Source organism: Pikeienuella piscinae, assembly GCF_011044155.1.
Taxonomy (GTDB): Bacteria; Pseudomonadota; Alphaproteobacteria; order Rhodobacterales; family Rhodobacteraceae; genus Pikeienuella; species Pikeienuella piscinae.
On the sequence record NZ_CP049056.1, the window covers coordinates 640,765 to 658,049 of the forward strand.

Genomic DNA, 17,285 nt, shown 5'->3' on the forward strand with positions numbered 1-17,285 from the left:
GCTTCAGTTCTCGCTGATGCCGATCGGTATGACAGGCTGCACGTTGACGAAGGCCTTTTCGCCGCCGCCGGCGCCGTAACCCTCGTCATAGTTGAACTGGAGGGGAACGCTGATCGGGCTCGCAATCGGGTTCGAGAGCTGCTTGGCCAGATCCTCGTTCGATTGGGCGAGCGCCGCCGAGGCGCCGAACGCCATGAAAAGCGCAGGACAGGCAATGGCGATCGCGCGCATGAAAATCCTTTCGCAACACGTGCTTCATTGCTGATCCTTACGGACTGCGCGCCATTGAATCCTCAGCCCGATTGACGCGGCGCATGTCCAAGGGCCATTCTCCGCCCAATTTCCGGCGCGGGATCGACCACGCCGCAAAAACCGCCATTCGGGACGGTGGGGGTGCGACATGGCTCATGCGCCGGCTGCGGTTCTGGTTCTCACCTTGTTTTTAACGGCCTGCGCAGTGGGGGAGCCGCCGACGCCCGCGCTCACTCCCGGCGCCGCCGGAGCGGCTGATGCGATATCGACGATGGGAGTGAGAAAGCCACTCTACCCGAACGAAACGCCGGCGCTGCGCGCCAAGATCGTGGCGGCGGCGCAGCACTACGATCTGCCCGTCGATCTTGTGCAGCGTCTGGTGATCCGCGAAAGCAGCCACCAGCCAAGAGCGCGGAACGGGCCCTATTACGGGCTCTTGCAGATCCTGCCGCAGACGGCCCGGACGATGGGCTACCGTGGGCCGGACGAGGGGCTGCTGGATGCAGAGACCAACCTCAAGTACGGCGTGAAGTATCTGCGCGGCGCGTGGCTTGTCGCGGAGGGCGACCCGGACGAGGCGATCGGCTGGTATGCGCGGGGCTATTACTATGAGGCGAAGCGCAAGGGTCTGCTGCGCGAGACCGGGCTGAAAAGCTGAAGCCGATCCCCATCGGTCGAATTTTCTTGCAACTTCCGGCGCGGGCGCGCTCAGTAAACGCCCTCAACGGCGGCGGCGGATCATCATGGCTCTCGATATCATCGGCGCGGGGTTCGGGCGGACTGGCACCAACTCGCTGAAACTGGCGCTGGAGCTCCTCGGCTTCGGGCCCTGCCACCACATGTTCGAGATCCGCGACAACCCGGCGCTTCTGCCGGCGTGGGAGGCGGTCGCGGCCGGCGGCGCGCCGGATCTCGACGCGGTTTTCAAGGGTTACCGGTCGCAGGTGGACTGGCCCGGCGCGCGGTACTGGCGCGAGTCGGCGGCGCGATGGCCGGAGGCGAAAGTCGTGCTCTCGGTGCGCGACCCCGATCTCTGGTTCGAGAGCGTCCAGGCGACAATCCTGCCGACGATGGAGGCGAGCGGAACCTACGACACCGACCACGCCAACCGCCTGACGGCGATGGCCCGAACTCTCGTTATGGAGAAGACGTTCGCGGGCCGCCTCTCGGATCGCGCGCATGCGATCGGCGTTTACGAGGCCCACAATGCTGCGGTGCGCGATGCGATCCCGGCGTCGCGCCTCCTCGTGATGGACGTCGCCGAGGGCTGGCGTCCGCTCTGCCGGTTTCTCGGCGTCGAGGAGCCGGGCGAGCCGTTCCCGATGACCAACTCCTCCCGCGAGTTCAAGGATATCGACTGGGAGAATCCGTAGCGTCGGACGGCCCTATTCCGGCAGCCCCGCCTTGCGCAGCCCCTCGGCCCAGAGCGCGCGCTCCGTCTCGCGCTGGAACGCCCAGATTTCGGAAAGCGTAGAGACGCGCAGCGCCGGGCTGATCTCCCGCACTGTCGCCAGCGCCCGCGCCGCCTCCGCCTCGCGCCCGAGCCGCGCTGCGCTGACGGCCGCGATGCAGGCCGCCGTCAGGAAATGCGGCCTGAGCCGCTGCGCGGAGAGCGCCGTCGCCAGGGCCTCCTCCTCGCGCCCGGTCAGGAGCTGGCCGAGAGCGACGACCGATTGCATGGCGAAGGCCTGCGGATCCTGCGGGCTTAGCCGGAGCGCGCGGCGGGCGCGCTCCACCACGTGGTCGATTTCGCCCATGAGAGCCTTCGCGAACCCGCTAATATGCCAGCCCCAGGCGAGATTCGGGCAGAGATCGACCGCCTGCTCCAGATAGGCGTCGCCATCGGCGACCTCGTCGAAGAAAATGAGCGTGAAGCCGGCGGCGGCGAGCGCCACGCCGTCGTCCGGACCGTGCGCCGCAGCCGCCCGCGCCAGCCGCACCGCGCGCTCGCGGTCAACGGGCAGCTCGTCGGTCCAGGCGAACCCCATGCGCTGCACATAGGTGCGGGCCGCCATGCCGAGCGCGGCGGCGTAGCCGGGATCGAGCGCGATAGCGCTGGTGAACGCCTCCAGCGCCGCCCGGTTCCCCTCCGGACAGAAGCGATTGAAACCCGCGAGGCCGCGCAGGTAATGGTCGAGCGCGTCGAGGCTGCCGGTGGGTTTCCGCGCCGCTCGTTCGATCTCCGCCGCCTCCACCCGCGGCGCGATGGCGCCGACGACGCGGGCGGTGACCTGATCCTGAAGTTCGAAAACATCCTCCAGCGCGCCGTCGAACCGGTCGGCCCAGAGATGCACGCCGGTGGCGGCGTCGATGAGCTGGCCGGTGATGCGGAGCCGTGCGCCGGCCTTTCGCACGCTGCCCTCGAGGACGTAGCGCACGCCCAGCTCGCGCCCGACGCGCTTGATGTCGATCTGCGCGGCCTTGTAGGCGAAGCTGGAATTGCGCGAGATCACGAAAAGGCCCTTGAAGCGCGACAGTTCGGTGATGATGTCCTCGACCATGCCGTCGGCGAAATAGTCCTGCTCGGGATCGGCGCTCATGTTCTGGAACGGAACGACGGCGATCGACGGCCGGTCGGGCAGGCTGAGCAAGGGGGCGGCGGCCGCTTCCTCGCCCGCCGTGGCGACGCGCCAGACCCGGATCGGCCGCGAGATGTTCTTGAGGGTCTGCTCGCCCTGATCGGCGAAGACGCAGTCGAGCTTGCCCTCGACCTCTTCCCTCACTTTGCCGGAGACGCAGATGCCGCCCGGCGCGGCCAGCGGCTCCAGCCTTGCGGCGATGTTCACGCCGTCGCCGTAAATGTCCGCGCCCTCGCCGATCACGTCGCCGAAATTGACGCCGACGCGAAAATGCATCTGGCGGTCCTCGGGCAGCCCCTCGTTCAGCTCCGCCATGCCGCGCTGGAACGCCAGCGCCCCGGCGACGGCGTTGATGACGCTAGCGAACTCGACCAGAACTCCGTCCCCCATGAATTTGACGATGCGCCCGCCCTGCTCGCGCGCCATGGGGTCGAGGACTTCTTTCCAGCGCGTGTTGAGCGCGCCGAGCGCGCCGGCTTCGTCGGCCTCCATCAGCCGGCTGAAGCCGACGACATCCGCGATCAGGATGGCGGCGAGGCGACGTTTCATGCGGACACTTTGTCTCCGGTCCATCTGGGACGCGTCGGAACGGGGCCGCCGACGCAGGGTCTCCTGGTTGAATTACCGGCGCGCGGCGGCCCTGACCAGAAATTTCGCGCCGGGCGGGGGCGGCGTTCCGGGGCGCGGCCGCGTTCTTGCCCCCTGCCCCGCCCGGCCCTATAGCTCCGTCCATCGTCAAGAGGGAGCCTGAGTATGAGCGCCATCATCGAGATCACCGGACGCGAGATCCTGGACAGCCGGGGCAACCCGACGGTCGAGGTGGATGTGATGCTGGAGGACGGCGCCGAGGGGCGCGCGGCGGTTCCGTCCGGCGCCTCGACCGGCGCGCATGAGGCTGTTGAGTTGCGCGACGGGGAGGACGAGCGCTACAGGGGCAAGGGCGTCCTGAGGGCGGTCGAGGCGGTGAACGGCGAGATCTTCGAGGCCATCGCCGGGGCCGACGCCACGCGCCAGAGCATGATCGACGCGGCGATGATCGAACTCGACGGGACGCCGAACAAGGCGCGGCTGGGCGCCAACGCCATTCTCGGTGTGTCCCTGGCGGTCGCGAAGGCGGCGGCGCAGAGCACCGGGCTTCCGCTTTACCGCTATGTCGGCGGGGTCGGCGCGCGGACGATGCCGGCGCCGATGATGAACATCATCAATGGCGGCGCCCATGCCGACAACCCGATCGATATCCAGGAATTCATGATCATGCCGGTCTCCGCGCCAACGATGCGCGACGCGATCCGGACCGGAGCGGAGATTTTCCATACGCTGAAGGGTGAGCTTTCCGCGGCGGGGCTGGGCACAAATGTCGGCGACGAGGGAGGCTTTGCGCCCAATCTGGGGTCGACCCGCGAGGCCCTCGATTTCATCGTGAAATCCGTCGAGAAGGCCGGCTACAGGCCCGGCGAGGACGTCTTTCTCGCGCTTGACGCCGCCGCGTCTGAATTCTTCACCGACGGGAAATATCAACTCAAGGGCGAGAACAAGGTGCTGAACGCCGGCGAGATGAGCGATTATTACGCGGCGTTGATCGACGCCTACCCGATCGTCTCCATCGAGGACGGGCTGGCCGAAGACGACTGGGAGGGCTGGGCGCATCTGACCAGGACCCTCGGCGACCGCTGCCAGCTTGTCGGCGACGATCTTTTCGTCACCAACCCGGCGCGGCTGGCGGATGGGATCGCGCAGGGGGTCGGCAACTCGATACTGGTGAAGGTGAACCAGATAGGCACGCTTTCCGAGACGCTGGACGCTGTCGATATGGCGCATCGGGCGGCCTACACCGCCGTCATGTCGCACCGGTCCGGCGAGACCGAGGACGCGACAATCGCCGATCTCGCGGTGGCGACGAATTGTGGGCAGATCAAGACCGGCTCGCTCGCGCGCTCCGACCGTCTGGCGAAATACAACCAGCTGATCCGGATCGAGGAGGATCTCGGCGACGCTGCGATCTTCGCGGGGTCTCGGCTGCTGCGTGGCTGACGCCCCGGAGGGCGGACGGAGCGGCCGAAGGGCGCTTTTCTTCATCTTCGTCACGGTGATGCTGAACGCGGTCGGCATCGGACTGATGATGCCGGTGATGCCGGAGCTTATGCTGGAGCTGACCGACGACGGCGGGATCGGAACCGCAGCCGCGTGGAGCGGCGCGGTGATGACCAGCTACGCGCTGATGCAGTTTCTCTTCAGCCCGACGCTCGGCAATCTTTCGGACGCATTCGGGCGACGACCGATCCTTCTCGGCTCGCTCATGGTCGTGACCTTCGATTACCTGATGATGGCGCTGGCGCCCACGCTGGCGCTGTTCTTTCTCGCACGAGTGATCGCCGGCGCGGCCTCGGCGACCTTTTCGACGGCGAACGCGTTCATCGCGGACATCTCGACGCCCGCGACACGGGCGCAGAATTTCGGACTGACCGGCGCGGCCTTCGGGGTCGGCTTTGTCGTCGGCCCGGCGATCGGCGGGCTGCTGGGCGAGTTCGGAACGCGCGCGCCGTTCTGGGCCGCGGCGGCGCTGACCCTCTGCAATCTGGCCCTCGGCTGGCTGGTGCTGCCCGAGTCTCTACCGCGGGAGCGCCGGCGTCCGTTCCGCTGGACGCGTGGAAACCCGGCGGGGGCGGCGATCGCCATGGCGAAACGACCGGCGGTGTCGTGGCTGCTGGTCGCGCTCTTCGTCTATTCGCTGGCGCATTACGTCTATCCGGCGATCCTGAGCTTCTATGCGATGGCGCGGTTCGGCTGGTCGGCGCTGGAGATCGGACTGATGCTGGCCTTTGTCGGCGTCGGCTTTGTGATCGTGCAGGGGTTCCTGATCCGGCGCATCCTGCCGCGCTTCGGCGCTGCGCGCACGGCGGTTGCGGCGCTCACCCTTGACGCAGTCTCGCTGATCGGGCTGGCCATCGCGACCGAAGGCTGGATGGCCTATGCGCTGGTCCCGGTCGCGTCCCTTTCCGCGCTCTTCACGCCGGCGGTTCAGGGGCTGATGGCGAACCGGACGCCCGACGACGCGCAGGGTGAATTGCAGGGCGCGGTCTCGGCGCTCACTTCACTCGCCTTTGCGGTGACGCCAATCCTCGCGTCGCAGATCTTCTTCTATTTCACCGGGCCGGAGGCACCGGTCTATTTTCCCGGCGCGCCCTTCGTTCTCGCCGCCTGCTGCTCCGCACTGGCGATCCTCCCCTTCATGATCGGTCAGCGCCGGAACTGAGCCGTCCCGCCCGGCTCAGGCGGCGCGGCGACGCCAGAATACGAGACCGCCAAGGGCGGCGGCGAGGAGCGGCAGACTGGCTGGCAGAGGCACCGGGGTCGCGCCGACAACAACGGTCAGCGTCTGGTCGCCCGGCAGGTTGGTGACGAAGGCTCCCTCGGTCAGGCCAAGCGACGCAAAGCTTCCGCTAACGCTCGCCATGGAGAGGAGCGCCGCGTTCGAGACGTAGTTGCTGGAGACCTGAATCTGAATGGTGCCGGGGCCGTTCTGAAAGAATGCAAGCTGATCGCCGCTCAGGAACGCGCCAAAAGTAAGGCCAGAGGAGCCGAACGGCGTAAGAGCGCCGGCAACCTCGAAAACTTTGATGTTGGGGTCGCTTGGCGGCTCGACGAAAATCTCACCATTGGTGGGAAACAAGCCGTTTACGTCGACTGAATTGGGGAGGAATTGCCCCGCGCCGAGCGACGAAAGATCGAGGCTGCCCTCCATGGTTATGAGCACGTCGCCGGGCCGCTCGGTCAGCGTGGCGACGACGGACGCCAGAGCTGGCGTGGCGGCGACGGATAGGCCGACAGCCATGAAAGCCGCGCGAAGCGAATGTTTGTTCATTTGATTCCCCCACAACAAATTTCATCCAGTCGATACCGCATTTTATTCGAATCGCAAGGTTCTTTGACAGTTCCGGCGAGGCGTGGCGCAGAGACGCGGCGCTTTCCTTTCCGACGCGCTTGCGGCATGATCCCGCCAACAAAGCGCTGAATGGCGCGAAGGCGAGGCATGAGCAGATGACCGCCACGAAACTGAAAATGCGGCTTGCGGACATCGCCGCCGTGCTCTTCGTGATCGCCGCGATCCTCTATTTCGGGCATCGCGGCGTTCAGGGCGGGCTCGGCCTGCGCGTGGGTTTCGCGGCGGTGAAGGAAGAGCGCCGGCTGACCGGCCAGCTTGATGCGCTGAAAGCGGAGCGCGCGCGGCTGGAGAACCTCACGCATCGGCTGAGCGAAAACTATCTCGACCTCGACCTTCTGGATCAGCGGGCGCGCGACGTGCTCGGCTATGTTCGGCCGGATGAAGTCGTTATACGTTGAACGAATTCCACGAAACGACGCGAGATTCTACGGCGCGAGCCCCCCTTGACGGGAGTTCCGCGCTTGTTCCCCCTTACAGGCAGGCCCGGAATCGTGCAGAGATGGCGCTGCAAGGACGCGGCGCAGGCCGCGCAGGGCGCCGCGGGGCTTAGCCGCGGGCCAGGCTGGGAAAGGGAGAAATCCATGGCCGCCACGCGCAAGCGGAAGAAACCGAACGCCTCGAAAGACGAGCTTCTGCGGTTCTATCGCGACATGCTGCTGATCCGACGTTTCGAGGAGAAGGCCGGACAACTGTACGGCATGGGCGCGATCGGCGGCTTCTGTCACCTCTATATCGGGCAGGAAGCCGTCGTCGTCGGAATCGAGGCCTGCGCGAAAGATGGCGACCAGCGCGTCACCACCTATCGCGATCACGGCCACATGCTGGCCTGCGGCATGGACCCGAAGGGGGTGATGGCGGAGTTGACCGGGCGCGAGGACGGGTACTCACGCGGCAAGGGCGGCTCGATGCACATGTTCTCCATTGAGAAGGAGTTCTATGGCGGTCATGGCATCGTCGGCGCGAATGTGCCGATCGGCGCCGGGCTGGCCTTCGCCAACTGGTACCGCGAGAATGACAATGTCTCATTCACGTATTTCGGCGACGGCGCGGCGAATCAGGGACAGGTCTACGAAACGTTCAACATGGCCTCGCTCTGGAAACTGCCGGCGATTTTCGTGATCGAGAACAACCAGTATGCGATGGGAACCTCGCTGAAGCGCGCCTCCTCCACCCCTTCGCTCCATACGCGGGGCGAGGCGTTCGGCATTCCCGGCGAGGCGGTCGACGGGATGGACGTGCTGGCGGTGAAGGCGGCGACGGAGACAGCCGTCGCGCACTGCCGCGCCGGCGAGGGTCCGTATATTCTGGAGATGAACACCTATCGCTATCGCGGTCACTCGATGTCGGACCCGGCGAAATACCGGACGCGGGACGAGGTGCAGAAGATGCGGGACGAGCGCGACCCGATCGACCATGTGCGCGATCTTCTGCTGATGGGCGACAGCGCGTCCGAGGACGAACTGAAGGCCGTCGACAAGGAGATCAAGTCGATCGTCAACCAGGCGGCGAAATTCGCCCAGGACAGCCCGGAGCCAGACGAGAAAGAACTCTGGACCGACGTTTACGCTTGAAGGAGCGCGCGCATGACCATTGAAATCACGATGCCCGCCCTTTCACCGACGATGGAAGAGGGCAATCTCGCGAAATGGCTGGTGAAGGAGGGCGATACGGTTTCCTCAGGCGACGTCATCGCTGAGATCGAAACCGACAAAGCGACCATGGAGGTCGAGGCGGTGGATGAAGGCACCGTCGGCAAGCTCGTCGTCGCCGAAGGAGCAGAAGGGGTGAAGGTCAACGCGGTGATCGCGATCCTGCTCGAAGAAGGCGAGGGTGCAAGCGCACTCGAAGGCGGCGGCGAAGCGGCGAGAAATGAGGCGCCCGCGGGGAACGACGCGAAGGCCGAGAAGAACTCCGCCGACAAGCCCCCCGCCGAGCCGAAAGCGGCGGCGCCCGAAGAGAGCGAGTTGCCGGAAGGCACGAAATTCAAGAGCCAGACGGTGCGCGAGGCGCTGCGCGATGCGATGGCGGAGGAGATGCGCGCCAGCGGGGACGTCTTCCTGATGGGAGAGGAGGTCGCGGAATACCAGGGCGCCTACAAGATATCTCAGGGCCTGCTGGACGAATTCGGCCCCAAGCGGGTGATCGACACGCCGATCACCGAGCACGGATTCACCGGGCTCGCGGTCGGCGCTGCCTTCGCCGGGCTGAACCCGATCGTCGAATTCATGACCTTCAACTTCGCCATGCAGGCGATTGACCAGATCATCAACTCCGCCGCGAAAACCCGCTATATGTCCGGCGGGATGATGGGCTGCCCGATCGTCTTTCGTGGCCCGAACGGCGCGGCCGCGCGGGTCGGCGCGCAACACAGCCAGGACTACGCGGCATGGTACGCGCAGGTGCCGGGCCTGAAGGTCGTGCAGCCCTATTCGGCGGCGGACGCCAAGGGCTTGCTGAAATCCGCGATCCGCGACCCGAACCCGGTGATCTTCCTGGAAAACGAGATCCTCTACGGTCGCAGCTTTGAAGTTCCGGATATCAACGATCACACGACGCCGATAGGCAAGGCGCGGGTCTGGCGGCAGGGCTCCGATCTGACGATCGTAAGTTTCGGGATCGGGATGCAATACGCGCTGGCCGCCGCAGACGCGCTGGCCGAAGACGGGATCGAGGCCGAGGTGATCGACCTGCGTTCGCTCAGGCCGATGGACACGGAGACAGTGGTACGCTCGGTCAAGAAGACCAACCGCTGCGTGACGGTGGAGGAAGGCTGGCCGGTCTGCTCCATCGGCAACCACATATCGGCGGTGCTCATGCAGGAGGCGTTCGACTATCTCGATGCGCCGGTCGTCAACTGCGCCGGCAAGGACGTACCGATGCCATACGCGGCCAATCTCGAGAAACTGGCGCTGGTGACGACCGAAGAAGTGGTCGCCGCCTGCAAAGCCGTGACCTATCGCTGAAAGGGGCGCGTCATGCCGATCAACATCACGATGCCCGCTCTTTCCCCCACGATGGAGGAAGGCAATCTCGCGAAGTGGCTGGTGAAGGAGGGCGATACGGTCTCGTCCGGCGATATCATCGCGGAGATCGAAACCGACAAGGCGACCATGGAGGTCGAGGCGGTGGATGAAGGCACCGTCGGCAAGATCGTCGTCTCCGAGGGAACCGAAGGGGTGAAGGTCAACGCGGTGATCGCGATCCTGCTCGAAGAAGGCGAAGAGGCCAGCGACATAAGCGACGCGCCGTCCGGCGACACCGGCTCAACCGCCGAAAACAAGGAAGAAGCCGGGGAGAAACAGAGGGAGGAAGAGGAGCCGGCGGCGGAGGCCAATGACGACGCCCCCTCCCCCGCAAAGGCGCCGGCCGCCCCGAAGAATGAAGAGGGCGAACGCATTTTTTCCTCTCCGCTCGCGCGGCGGATCGCTAAGGAGAAGGGCCTCGACCTAGCCACGCTCAAGGGGTCGGGCCCGCATGGGCGAATCGTGAAGGCGGATGTGGAGAATGCGAAGCCCGTCGAGGCGAAACGCGAAGACAAGGCCGCGCCCGACGCGAAGCCTGCGGCGGCGCTGGCGAGCGGCGCGAACGCCGATCAGGTCAGAAAGCTCTACGGCGACCGCGAATTCGAGGAAGTCGCGCTCGACGGGATGCGCAAGACCATCGCCGCACGGCTGACAGAAGCCAAGCAGACTATCCCGCATTTCTATCTGAGGCGGGATATCGAGCTGGATGCGCTCCTGAAGTTCCGCGCCAAGCTGAACAAGGGGTTGGAGACCAAAGGTGTCAAGCTTTCCGTCAACGACTTCGTCATCAAGGCCTGCGCTCTGGCGCTTCAGGACATTCCGGACTGCAACGCGGCATGGGCCGGCGACCGGGTGCTGAAGTTCAAGGCTTCGGACGTTGCAGTGGCCGTCGCGATTGATGGCGGACTGATCACGCCGGTCATTCGCGACGCCGAAGTGAAGACGATGAGCGCACTGTCAACCCAGATGAAGGACATGGCGGCGCGGGCGAAGACGCGGAAACTGGCGCCCACCGAGTATCAGGGCGGGAGTTTCGCGGTCTCCAATCTCGGCATGTTGGGGATCGAGAATTTCGACGCGGTGATCAACCCGCCGCATGGCGCGATTCTCGCCGTCGGCGCGGGTTTGAAAAAACCGGTCGTAAAGGACGACAAGATGGCGATCGCGACGGTGATGTCGGTGACGCTTTCCGTCGATCATCGGGTGATAGACGGTGCGCTCGGAGCCCAGCTGCTAGCAGCGATCAAGAGCTATCTCGAAGAGCCGATCTCGATGCTGGTCTGAAGCGGTCGTCCGCCGTTCAACTCGTCGGAACGATATCTTCCGCAGCATCGGCCACGAACTGGTTCATCGACCAGGACGGCCGGTCGCAACCCGCCTCGCCGACGATTTTCGCAGGCACGCCGGCAACAGTCTTGCAGGGCGGCACGTCTTTCAGCACGACCGAGCCGGCGGCGACGCGGCTGCATTCGCCGACCCTGATGTTGCCTAGGATCGAAGCCCCGGCGCCGATCAGCACACCGGCGTCGATCTTCGGATGCCGGTCTTCTTCCGCCTTGCCGGTGCCGCCGAGAGTCACCGAATGCAGCATCGACACATCGTCACCGACAACCGCAGTCTCTCCGATCACGATGGAATGCGCGTGGTCAATCATGATGCCCTTGCCGATTTTCGCGGCCGGATGGATATCGACCCCGAAGACCTCGGAGGTCCGCATCTGGAACAAATAGGCGAGATCCCGCCGACCCTGCCCCCAGAGCCAGTGCGCGACGCGATGGGCCTGGAGCGCGAGGAAACCCTTGAAATAGAGTATCGGCTGAACATAGCGCAAACATGCCGGGTCGCGCTCCTCGACCGCGACAATGTCGGCGCGGATCGCGGCGCCGATCGAAGGGTCGGAGGCTTCGGCTTCGTTGCAAATCTGTCTGATCAGCATTTGCGGCATGTCGTCGGTGGAGAGCTTCTGAGCCAGCCGATAGCTTATCGCGGCCTCAAGGCTTCGCGCTTGAAGGACGACGGCGTGCACGAGGCTCGCCATCAGAGGTTCGGCCGAAACGATCGCCTCCGCCTCCCGCCTCATTCGGCTCCAGACCGGGTCGAGAGTCGACGTGGGTTTATTCTGGCTCTGGGCCTGCCCTTGAGCGATCATAGCGGCCTCCTCCCGCGCGGCGCGGTGAATGCGCGTGCGAAAACTATCGGGTCGGGGCCATGGGAATTCAACCTTCGGCTAGAGAAAACTCGTGATGGTGAAGATTGCGGATATGCGAGCGCGACTCATGTCGCAGCTCGGCGAGCTTGAAGAACTGGACCGCGCCGGGCTCGACGAGCGCGCAATCGTGGTTCTCGATCAGCAGTCCGTGGGAAGAGTCTCGCGAGCCGATCTCCTTCAACGCCAGAAAATGGCGCAGGAGACGCATCGGCGAAGACGGCAGGAGCGGATGAGAATCGTCGCCGCTCTGAAGCGCATTGAAAGTGAGGAATATGGCTGGTGCGCCAATTGCGGCGCCGAAATTGCGCCGGGTCGACTTGCGGCCGACCCGACGGCGCATCTTTGCATTGAATGCGCCAGATGATGCGCCCCGGCCAAGGTCGGGGCGCTTCGTTTCACTCGGCGACGAAGCGGCCGCCCAGGCTTTTCGGACGATCCTTGGCGTAACCGACATTTAGCGCCAGCGTGTCCAGGATACGATAGACCTTGCCGAGCAACGCGTCGTCGCGCGGCGTCGGCGTCACTGCGGCGATAGCGGACGCAGCGGCGACGATGGCGAACGCCACGTCAAAAGCCCGTGGCATCAGGATGACGAAACAGTCGGCGACATTTCCGCAAACGGTCATGGCAAGCTCCTTTTCTGGGTGGGTGACGGAAGAAAGGGTCAGACTGCGTCCGGGGGCGTCAGCGCCAGATAATGGACGGACATGCGGACGACCCCAGTGGCGAATGCGCCGCCATCTGGCTCGACCCTGAGCGGCGTCGGCTCGAAATAGCCGACCGGAGCTCCGGTGACGCCGTTTACCGAAGAATTCTTCTCAAGCCCGATGAACGAGCCATATCGATCCGTCGAACCCGCGACGCCGAGGCGCCAGCCGCCAAGACCAGCGCCGCCTATCGTCTCGATCACCCGGCCTGTGACGCCAACGACGACCGCGCGGTCTGGAATAGTCAGGGCGGTGTCGAAGCCTGTACCGGGTTGAATGGGTTCGTCCCCGACGATCATGCCGGCGCGCATCTGCGCGCCCATGCCGACCGGGCCAACTGGGTCCACGACCCAGGCAAGGCCGGAGAAGACCGCCGCTTCACCGCGATCTGCGACCCATACACGCCAACCGGGTTTTGGTTCAGCGAATTCCCAGCCATCATTGATGCGGAACGCAAGCGCATTCTCCCGTCCGCTCCAGTCTTCAGACGCCGGAGCGGCGACAATATACGCCGCATCAACCGCAGGGCTTTGCGGCGGCGCCGCCTGATCCGCGCTGATCACCGACGGCGCCGCCAACGCGTCCAGCCTCGCGAGCGCCTCGTTCATCGTTACGTGCTTCTGCGCCTGACCTGCCGCGAGGAGCGGCAGGGAAAGATTTGGAGTGTCAGACATCGATGGTCACCTTGCTTTCCGGCCCTGCGCCGAATTGATTGGATAACTGCGCTACAGCGATCTCCACCGCGCCCGCAACGCCGTCCGTCGCCTGCATCGCGGCGGTCCAGACCCAGCGCGGTGATGCTGTCTCCACTGTCCGGCTGGCGCCGATGCGAACCAGATAGGCTTCCCGCGCTTCGCCGAGAGGCGGGTCGATCCCATCCCAGCTATCGCCATCGATTCGCGCGCGCCTGACCCATGTCAGTGTGACGTCACCGCTCGCCGCATCGCGCGACGCCCGCAGATGCGCCGGCGCAAACGGCCGAAGTCGCGTTCCACGGTCGGTCGCGATGAACCCGGAATAGCTGTCATGCGCGAAGGATTTCCGGCTCGGCCCGATACGCCAATGCCGCTCCACTCCGCGCAACGACGCGGGAGTGTCGATAGGGGTCACAGCACTATCAATAAGAACAAACGCCGCCCCCGCAGGTGTTGGATCGCCGATGAACGCCTCCGTCCCTGCCTGCCCTCGCAGCAGGCGGGTCAACCGCCAGCGATTGGCGCCGACCAGCACGGCACTCTGGAACTGTATGATCTCCCACTCGCCGGCCGGGCTCATCAAGGCGGCCCTGTTGGCCCCGTTAAGAATCGATATATCTGGCTTCGCGCTGAGTCCCCCACCGTAGAGCGCTACTTCCACTGAGACGCCGCGCGTCCAGAGGTCCGGCGCGGCGGCGGGCAGTTCTGTCACCAGCGTTCCCATCACGGCGGGCCGCGCAACGCGCGCCACCCGTGCGAAATCCTCGTCCCCATCAGCGACGTAAAGCGACGCCGCGCCGGACCACGGGTCTGCGAACGCCGCTATCAGCGGACCTGTCTCGCCACCTCCGATAGCGGGCAGATCGAGGAACTCCGACGCAACCGGAGTGGCGGGAAAGACCGGCTGCGGCGGCGTCGGTGGTACATTTCGCGGTGCGACCGCATAAGCTTTGAGCTCAATCCTAGTGAGCTTGAGCGCACGTGCGCCGGCGTCTTCGATTGAATCGATGCGATAGCGGGCGTCGCCGGGCACCTCATCCAGCGCAATAATGTCCCCTGGCTCCAGAGCCAGCCGCCGACGCGCGGCGACAACACGGCAGGTTTCTCGTCCAGCCGCCACCTCCGCGAGTTGCCGATCCGCGATGCTCTGGGCGGAACCACCATCGAGAAGAAGCGGCGCGCTTGATGATTCCTTTCTCGTCGATCGCGAATCAACAGATCGCGCCTCGATTGCGCCGGTCTCGTAATCGCGTTCGCTGTCGATAAACCTGAAGCTGATCGAAGCAGCGAGTTCACCGTCTGGCGCGCGTGAAAGCGACATGTTTGCGCCGCCATCCTTCGCCAGGGTGACTTCTTCGCGTCCGAGCGTCGCATCGACCGGTCTGTGTCGATGGCGAAAGCGTAATGTCGGGCCGCTTTCATGCGCGTCGAACGCGAAGGCCGTCATCAATGACTGTAGAGCGGCGCGCCCGCTGCCGGCATCCTCCAACATGAAACCCTGAACGACGCCGTAGAGCTCCGAGACATCGAAGTCTTTCAGACCAGCGCGAAGACAGATTTCAGCCACGACATCGGCGAGCGACGCCGCTCCGAGACGGCCCGTGATCCAGTGGCCTAGTCTATGGTTCGGCCCGTCCGACCACACCGTCAGTCGATTGGGGAAATCCGGCCATGGCCGGGCGTCCCAAGTCCAGATGAACGTCCGGTTCAACTGAATCATCTGACCGCCATAGACGGGCGAAACAGGATTATTGCCGGGATTGGCCCAGTGAGTTAGCGCTGCCTGAAGGTAACGTCGTTGCATGAAGTCGTCGCGCACGCCGCGCGAGAAATATGGCAACGCGTTCTCTGATGACTTGGGGTCAACGAAAACATTGGGCTGATTGGCGCCCAGATCCACCGCCGGACATCCGATCTCGGTGAACCAGATTGGTTTTGACCGGGGGATCCACGCCGTGGTGGCGCTCGCCCGCACGCCTCCGGGCCGATTGCGATGCGGTTCGGACCACCAGTTCCTGATATCCTTGGGTCGAAAAACCCAGTCTTCGCCATGGGCTGTATCAACAATCGGCGTCCTAACTTGCGCGTCGCGAGCCGCCTTGTCGGCATAAAACCAGTCGTAGCCCTCTCCACCCTCAACATTGTCATCGAGATAGGAAAGCGAATAGACTGAATTGGAGGATTCATCCGCATGACCTTCCCGGTAGCGCCAGTCTGCGAGCGGAAGATAATTGTCGATACCGACGAAATCGATATTCGAATCCGCCCAAAGTGGATCGAGATGAAAGAAGACATCGCCGGAACCGTCGCCCGGATGGTGACCGAAATACTCAGACCAGTCCGCCGCATAGCCGATCTTCACATGCGGCCCCAAAATCGAGCGTACATCACTTGCCAACGCACAAAGCCGGGCGACCGTTGGATAGGCGTTCGGACCGCTTCTTATCTGGGTCAAACTGCGCATCTCGGAGCCGATGCAAAAACTCTCGACCCCACCTGCCAGCGCGCACATATGAGCATAGTGAAGGATGAAGCGACGGAAAGACCACTCCGCGGGGCCGTGGTACTCGACGGTTTCTCCATCCGCCGTGAAATCACTGACTGCCGCGGCGCCAAAAAATCGGTCAACCTGCTCCGTCGCGACCTCTGTTTTATCAGGTGACCCTGCGACACCGGGGGCGCGATTGAGCGTGATCCTGCCTCTCCATGGAAATGGGGGTTGCCCAACTTCGCCGCTCCAGGGGTCCGTATTCTGATTGTCCGCTGGAACGTCCATCAGGATGAACGGATAGAACATGACCTCGAGACCGCGCGACTTCATCTCACGGATAGATCGGATCACCGAGCCGTCCGCTGGCGTTCCGCCATAGATTGGGCGCCCGGCGTCGTCCGTAGAAACAGTTCTTGCGCCGCCGCGCCCGACCCCGTTGACCCTCCAAGTTGAAGGCGACGTGTCCTTGTTACTGGTCTCGACGCATGGGCGGATCTGGCACCGCCCGCAGCGCAGATCGTCGCCAAACCATGAAACGATCAACGAGACAGCGCCGCAATTCGGCGCCTCGGCTTCCAGTTGGTCCAGCCCTATCATCAGGTCAGGCCGCTCTGATATCGTATTAACGTTCTCGAACTCCGCCCGACCCGGGCTGGTAAGCCGCAGTATCTTTTTCGTCTCCAGAGAAAACTCACCTGAGCCGGGAGACATCGCCACGGCCCGGACAAGTTCGGATAGCGGCGCCGCCGTATCACCATTGGCCCCGGGAGCAGCGGCAGGCTCGCGCCAGACCTCAAAATTCAATTGAGGGATTCGATTACCGAAGGCAGCGAGCGGCATTTCTTCGAACACCAGATATGCGAGATCGCGATACGCAGGCGCACCGCCTTCTATCGCGTCGATCAGGGGGTCCGGCAGTTGAGCCGCGCCGCCCTTATACAGCCGATACTGGTAGTCGGAGAGTGAAATCTCCGCTCCGTCCGCCCAGACGCGCCCTATCCGCCGGATTCGTCCTTCACAAAGCGCGACTGCGAACGAAATCGTGTACCTGTATTCACTCGTCCTTCGGCCGCCGCCCTTCCCTCCTTCGGTTGTTTCATCGACATGCTCGGTGAACTGGCTGGCCCAGATCACCTGGCCGCCCACTCTCATGCGGCCGAAGAGCTGCGGGATAGGGTCGCCCTCGCCTGCGGTCTGAACACGAATGCCTTCCACGCGACCGGTCTCGATCGGCTGTGAGCCTTGGCCGAGCACTTGGCGGTCGATCAGGGAGCCGGCGACACCGCCTGCTGCGCGGCCGACAGTTGTCGCTCCCAGGCCCAGAAGCGTGCCGCCGGCCGCAGATCCAATGGACGAGCCAGCGGCGGAAAGAATCATTGTCGCCAT

General features: G+C 64.4%; 16 protein-coding genes. 9 read left to right on the plus strand and 7 right to left on the minus strand.

The window, feature by feature from the left end:
• Positions 1 to 3: 3 nt before the first annotated feature.
• Positions 4 to 231: a hypothetical protein gene (locus tag G5B40_RS20955; RefSeq protein WP_211907404.1), complete on the minus strand. Its 228-nt coding sequence runs from the start codon at positions 229 to 231 to the stop codon at positions 4 to 6.
• A gap of 169 nt (positions 232 to 400) precedes the next feature.
• On the opposite strand from G5B40_RS20955, the gene G5B40_RS03000 reads away from it, so the two are divergent.
• Both G5B40_RS03000 and G5B40_RS03005 read left to right on the plus strand, forming a co-directional pair.
• Complete coding sequence (locus G5B40_RS03000) at positions 401 to 910, plus strand: transglycosylase SLT domain-containing protein (RefSeq protein ID WP_179961597.1); 510 nt, start codon at positions 401 to 403, stop codon at positions 908 to 910.
• Positions 911 to 995: 85 nt separating this feature from the next.
• The gene (locus G5B40_RS03005) at positions 996 to 1,625 is read left to right on the plus strand and encodes a sulfotransferase family protein (protein ID WP_165094804.1); all 630 of its coding nucleotides are present in this window, start codon (positions 996 to 998) and stop codon (positions 1,623 to 1,625) included.
• Between the two features lie 12 nt (positions 1,626 to 1,637).
• Here G5B40_RS03005 and G5B40_RS03010 read toward each other — a convergent pair whose 3' ends face one another.
• Positions 1,638 to 3,380, minus strand: coding sequence for an adenylate/guanylate cyclase domain-containing protein (locus tag G5B40_RS03010; RefSeq protein ID WP_211907405.1), 1,743 nt, complete (start codon positions 3,378 to 3,380; stop codon positions 1,638 to 1,640).
• Positions 3,381 to 3,584: 204 nt separating this feature from the next.
• Here G5B40_RS03010 and eno point away from each other — a divergent pair, with 204 nt between their 5' ends.
• Positions 3,585 to 4,862 (plus strand): phosphopyruvate hydratase, encoded by a 1,278-nt coding sequence (gene eno / locus G5B40_RS03015; protein WP_165094806.1) that lies wholly within the window; start codon positions 3,585 to 3,587, stop codon positions 4,860 to 4,862.
• On the plus strand, positions 4,855 to 6,084 hold the full coding sequence (locus G5B40_RS03020) for a TCR/Tet family MFS transporter (protein ID WP_246209688.1): 1,230 nt from the start codon (positions 4,855 to 4,857) through the stop codon (positions 6,082 to 6,084). Before eno ends, G5B40_RS03020 begins: the two co-directional genes overlap by 8 nt.
• Before the next feature lie 15 nt (positions 6,085 to 6,099).
• On the opposite strand, the gene G5B40_RS03025 is transcribed toward G5B40_RS03020, so the two are convergent.
• Positions 6,100 to 6,693, minus strand: a complete 594-nt coding sequence (locus G5B40_RS03025) for a VPLPA-CTERM sorting domain-containing protein (protein WP_165094808.1) — start codon at positions 6,691 to 6,693, stop codon at positions 6,100 to 6,102.
• 176 nt (positions 6,694 to 6,869) lie between these two features.
• Here G5B40_RS03025 and G5B40_RS03030 point away from each other — a divergent pair, with 176 nt between their 5' ends.
• The 4 genes from G5B40_RS03030 (at position 6,870) to G5B40_RS03045 (ending at position 11,081) form a co-directional block, all read left to right on the plus strand.
• Entirely contained in the window at positions 6,870 to 7,172 is a 303-nt protein-coding gene (locus tag G5B40_RS03030; RefSeq protein WP_246209689.1) for an FtsB family cell division protein, read from the plus strand.
• 183 nt (positions 7,173 to 7,355) lie between these two features.
• Entirely contained in the window at positions 7,356 to 8,345 is a 990-nt protein-coding gene (gene pdhA, locus G5B40_RS03035; RefSeq protein WP_165094811.1) for a pyruvate dehydrogenase (acetyl-transferring) E1 component subunit alpha, read from the plus strand.
• 12 nt (positions 8,346 to 8,357) lie between these two features.
• Positions 8,358 to 9,737, plus strand: a complete 1,380-nt coding sequence (locus G5B40_RS03040) for a pyruvate dehydrogenase complex E1 component subunit beta (RefSeq protein WP_165094814.1) — start codon at positions 8,358 to 8,360, stop codon at positions 9,735 to 9,737.
• A gap of 12 nt (positions 9,738 to 9,749) precedes the next feature.
• Positions 9,750 to 11,081, plus strand: coding sequence for a pyruvate dehydrogenase complex dihydrolipoamide acetyltransferase (locus G5B40_RS03045; protein WP_165094816.1), 1,332 nt, complete (start codon positions 9,750 to 9,752; stop codon positions 11,079 to 11,081).
• A gap of 16 nt (positions 11,082 to 11,097) precedes the next feature.
• Here G5B40_RS03045 and cysE read toward each other — a convergent pair whose 3' ends face one another.
• On the minus strand, positions 11,098 to 11,946 hold the full coding sequence (gene cysE, locus G5B40_RS03050; RefSeq protein ID WP_165094818.1) for a serine O-acetyltransferase: 849 nt from the start codon (positions 11,944 to 11,946) through the stop codon (positions 11,098 to 11,100).
• Positions 11,947 to 12,235: 289 nt separating this feature from the next.
• Here cysE and G5B40_RS21075 point away from each other — a divergent pair, with 289 nt between their 5' ends.
• The gene (locus G5B40_RS21075) at positions 12,236 to 12,370 is read left to right on the plus strand and encodes a TraR/DksA family transcriptional regulator (protein WP_246209815.1); all 135 of its coding nucleotides are present in this window, start codon (positions 12,236 to 12,238) and stop codon (positions 12,368 to 12,370) included.
• Between the two features lie 31 nt (positions 12,371 to 12,401).
• Here G5B40_RS21075 and G5B40_RS03060 read toward each other — a convergent pair whose 3' ends face one another.
• Genes G5B40_RS03060 through G5B40_RS03070 form a run of 3 tightly spaced genes read right to left on the minus strand, consistent with a single transcriptional unit; the run spans position 12,402 to position 17,285 of the window.
• Positions 12,402 to 12,632 carry a hypothetical protein gene (locus tag G5B40_RS03060; protein WP_246209690.1) on the minus strand — a complete coding sequence of 77 codons (231 nt, stop codon included), beginning with the start codon at positions 12,630 to 12,632 and terminating at the stop codon, positions 12,402 to 12,404.
• A gap of 38 nt (positions 12,633 to 12,670) precedes the next feature.
• The gene (locus tag G5B40_RS03065) at positions 12,671 to 13,387 is read right to left on the minus strand and encodes a DUF2793 domain-containing protein (RefSeq protein ID WP_165094822.1); all 717 of its coding nucleotides are present in this window, start codon (positions 13,385 to 13,387) and stop codon (positions 12,671 to 12,673) included.
• Positions 13,380 to 17,285: a baseplate multidomain protein megatron gene (locus tag G5B40_RS03070; protein WP_165094824.1), complete on the minus strand. Its 3,906-nt coding sequence runs from the start codon at positions 17,283 to 17,285 to the stop codon at positions 13,380 to 13,382. Before G5B40_RS03070 ends, G5B40_RS03065 begins: the two co-directional genes overlap by 8 nt.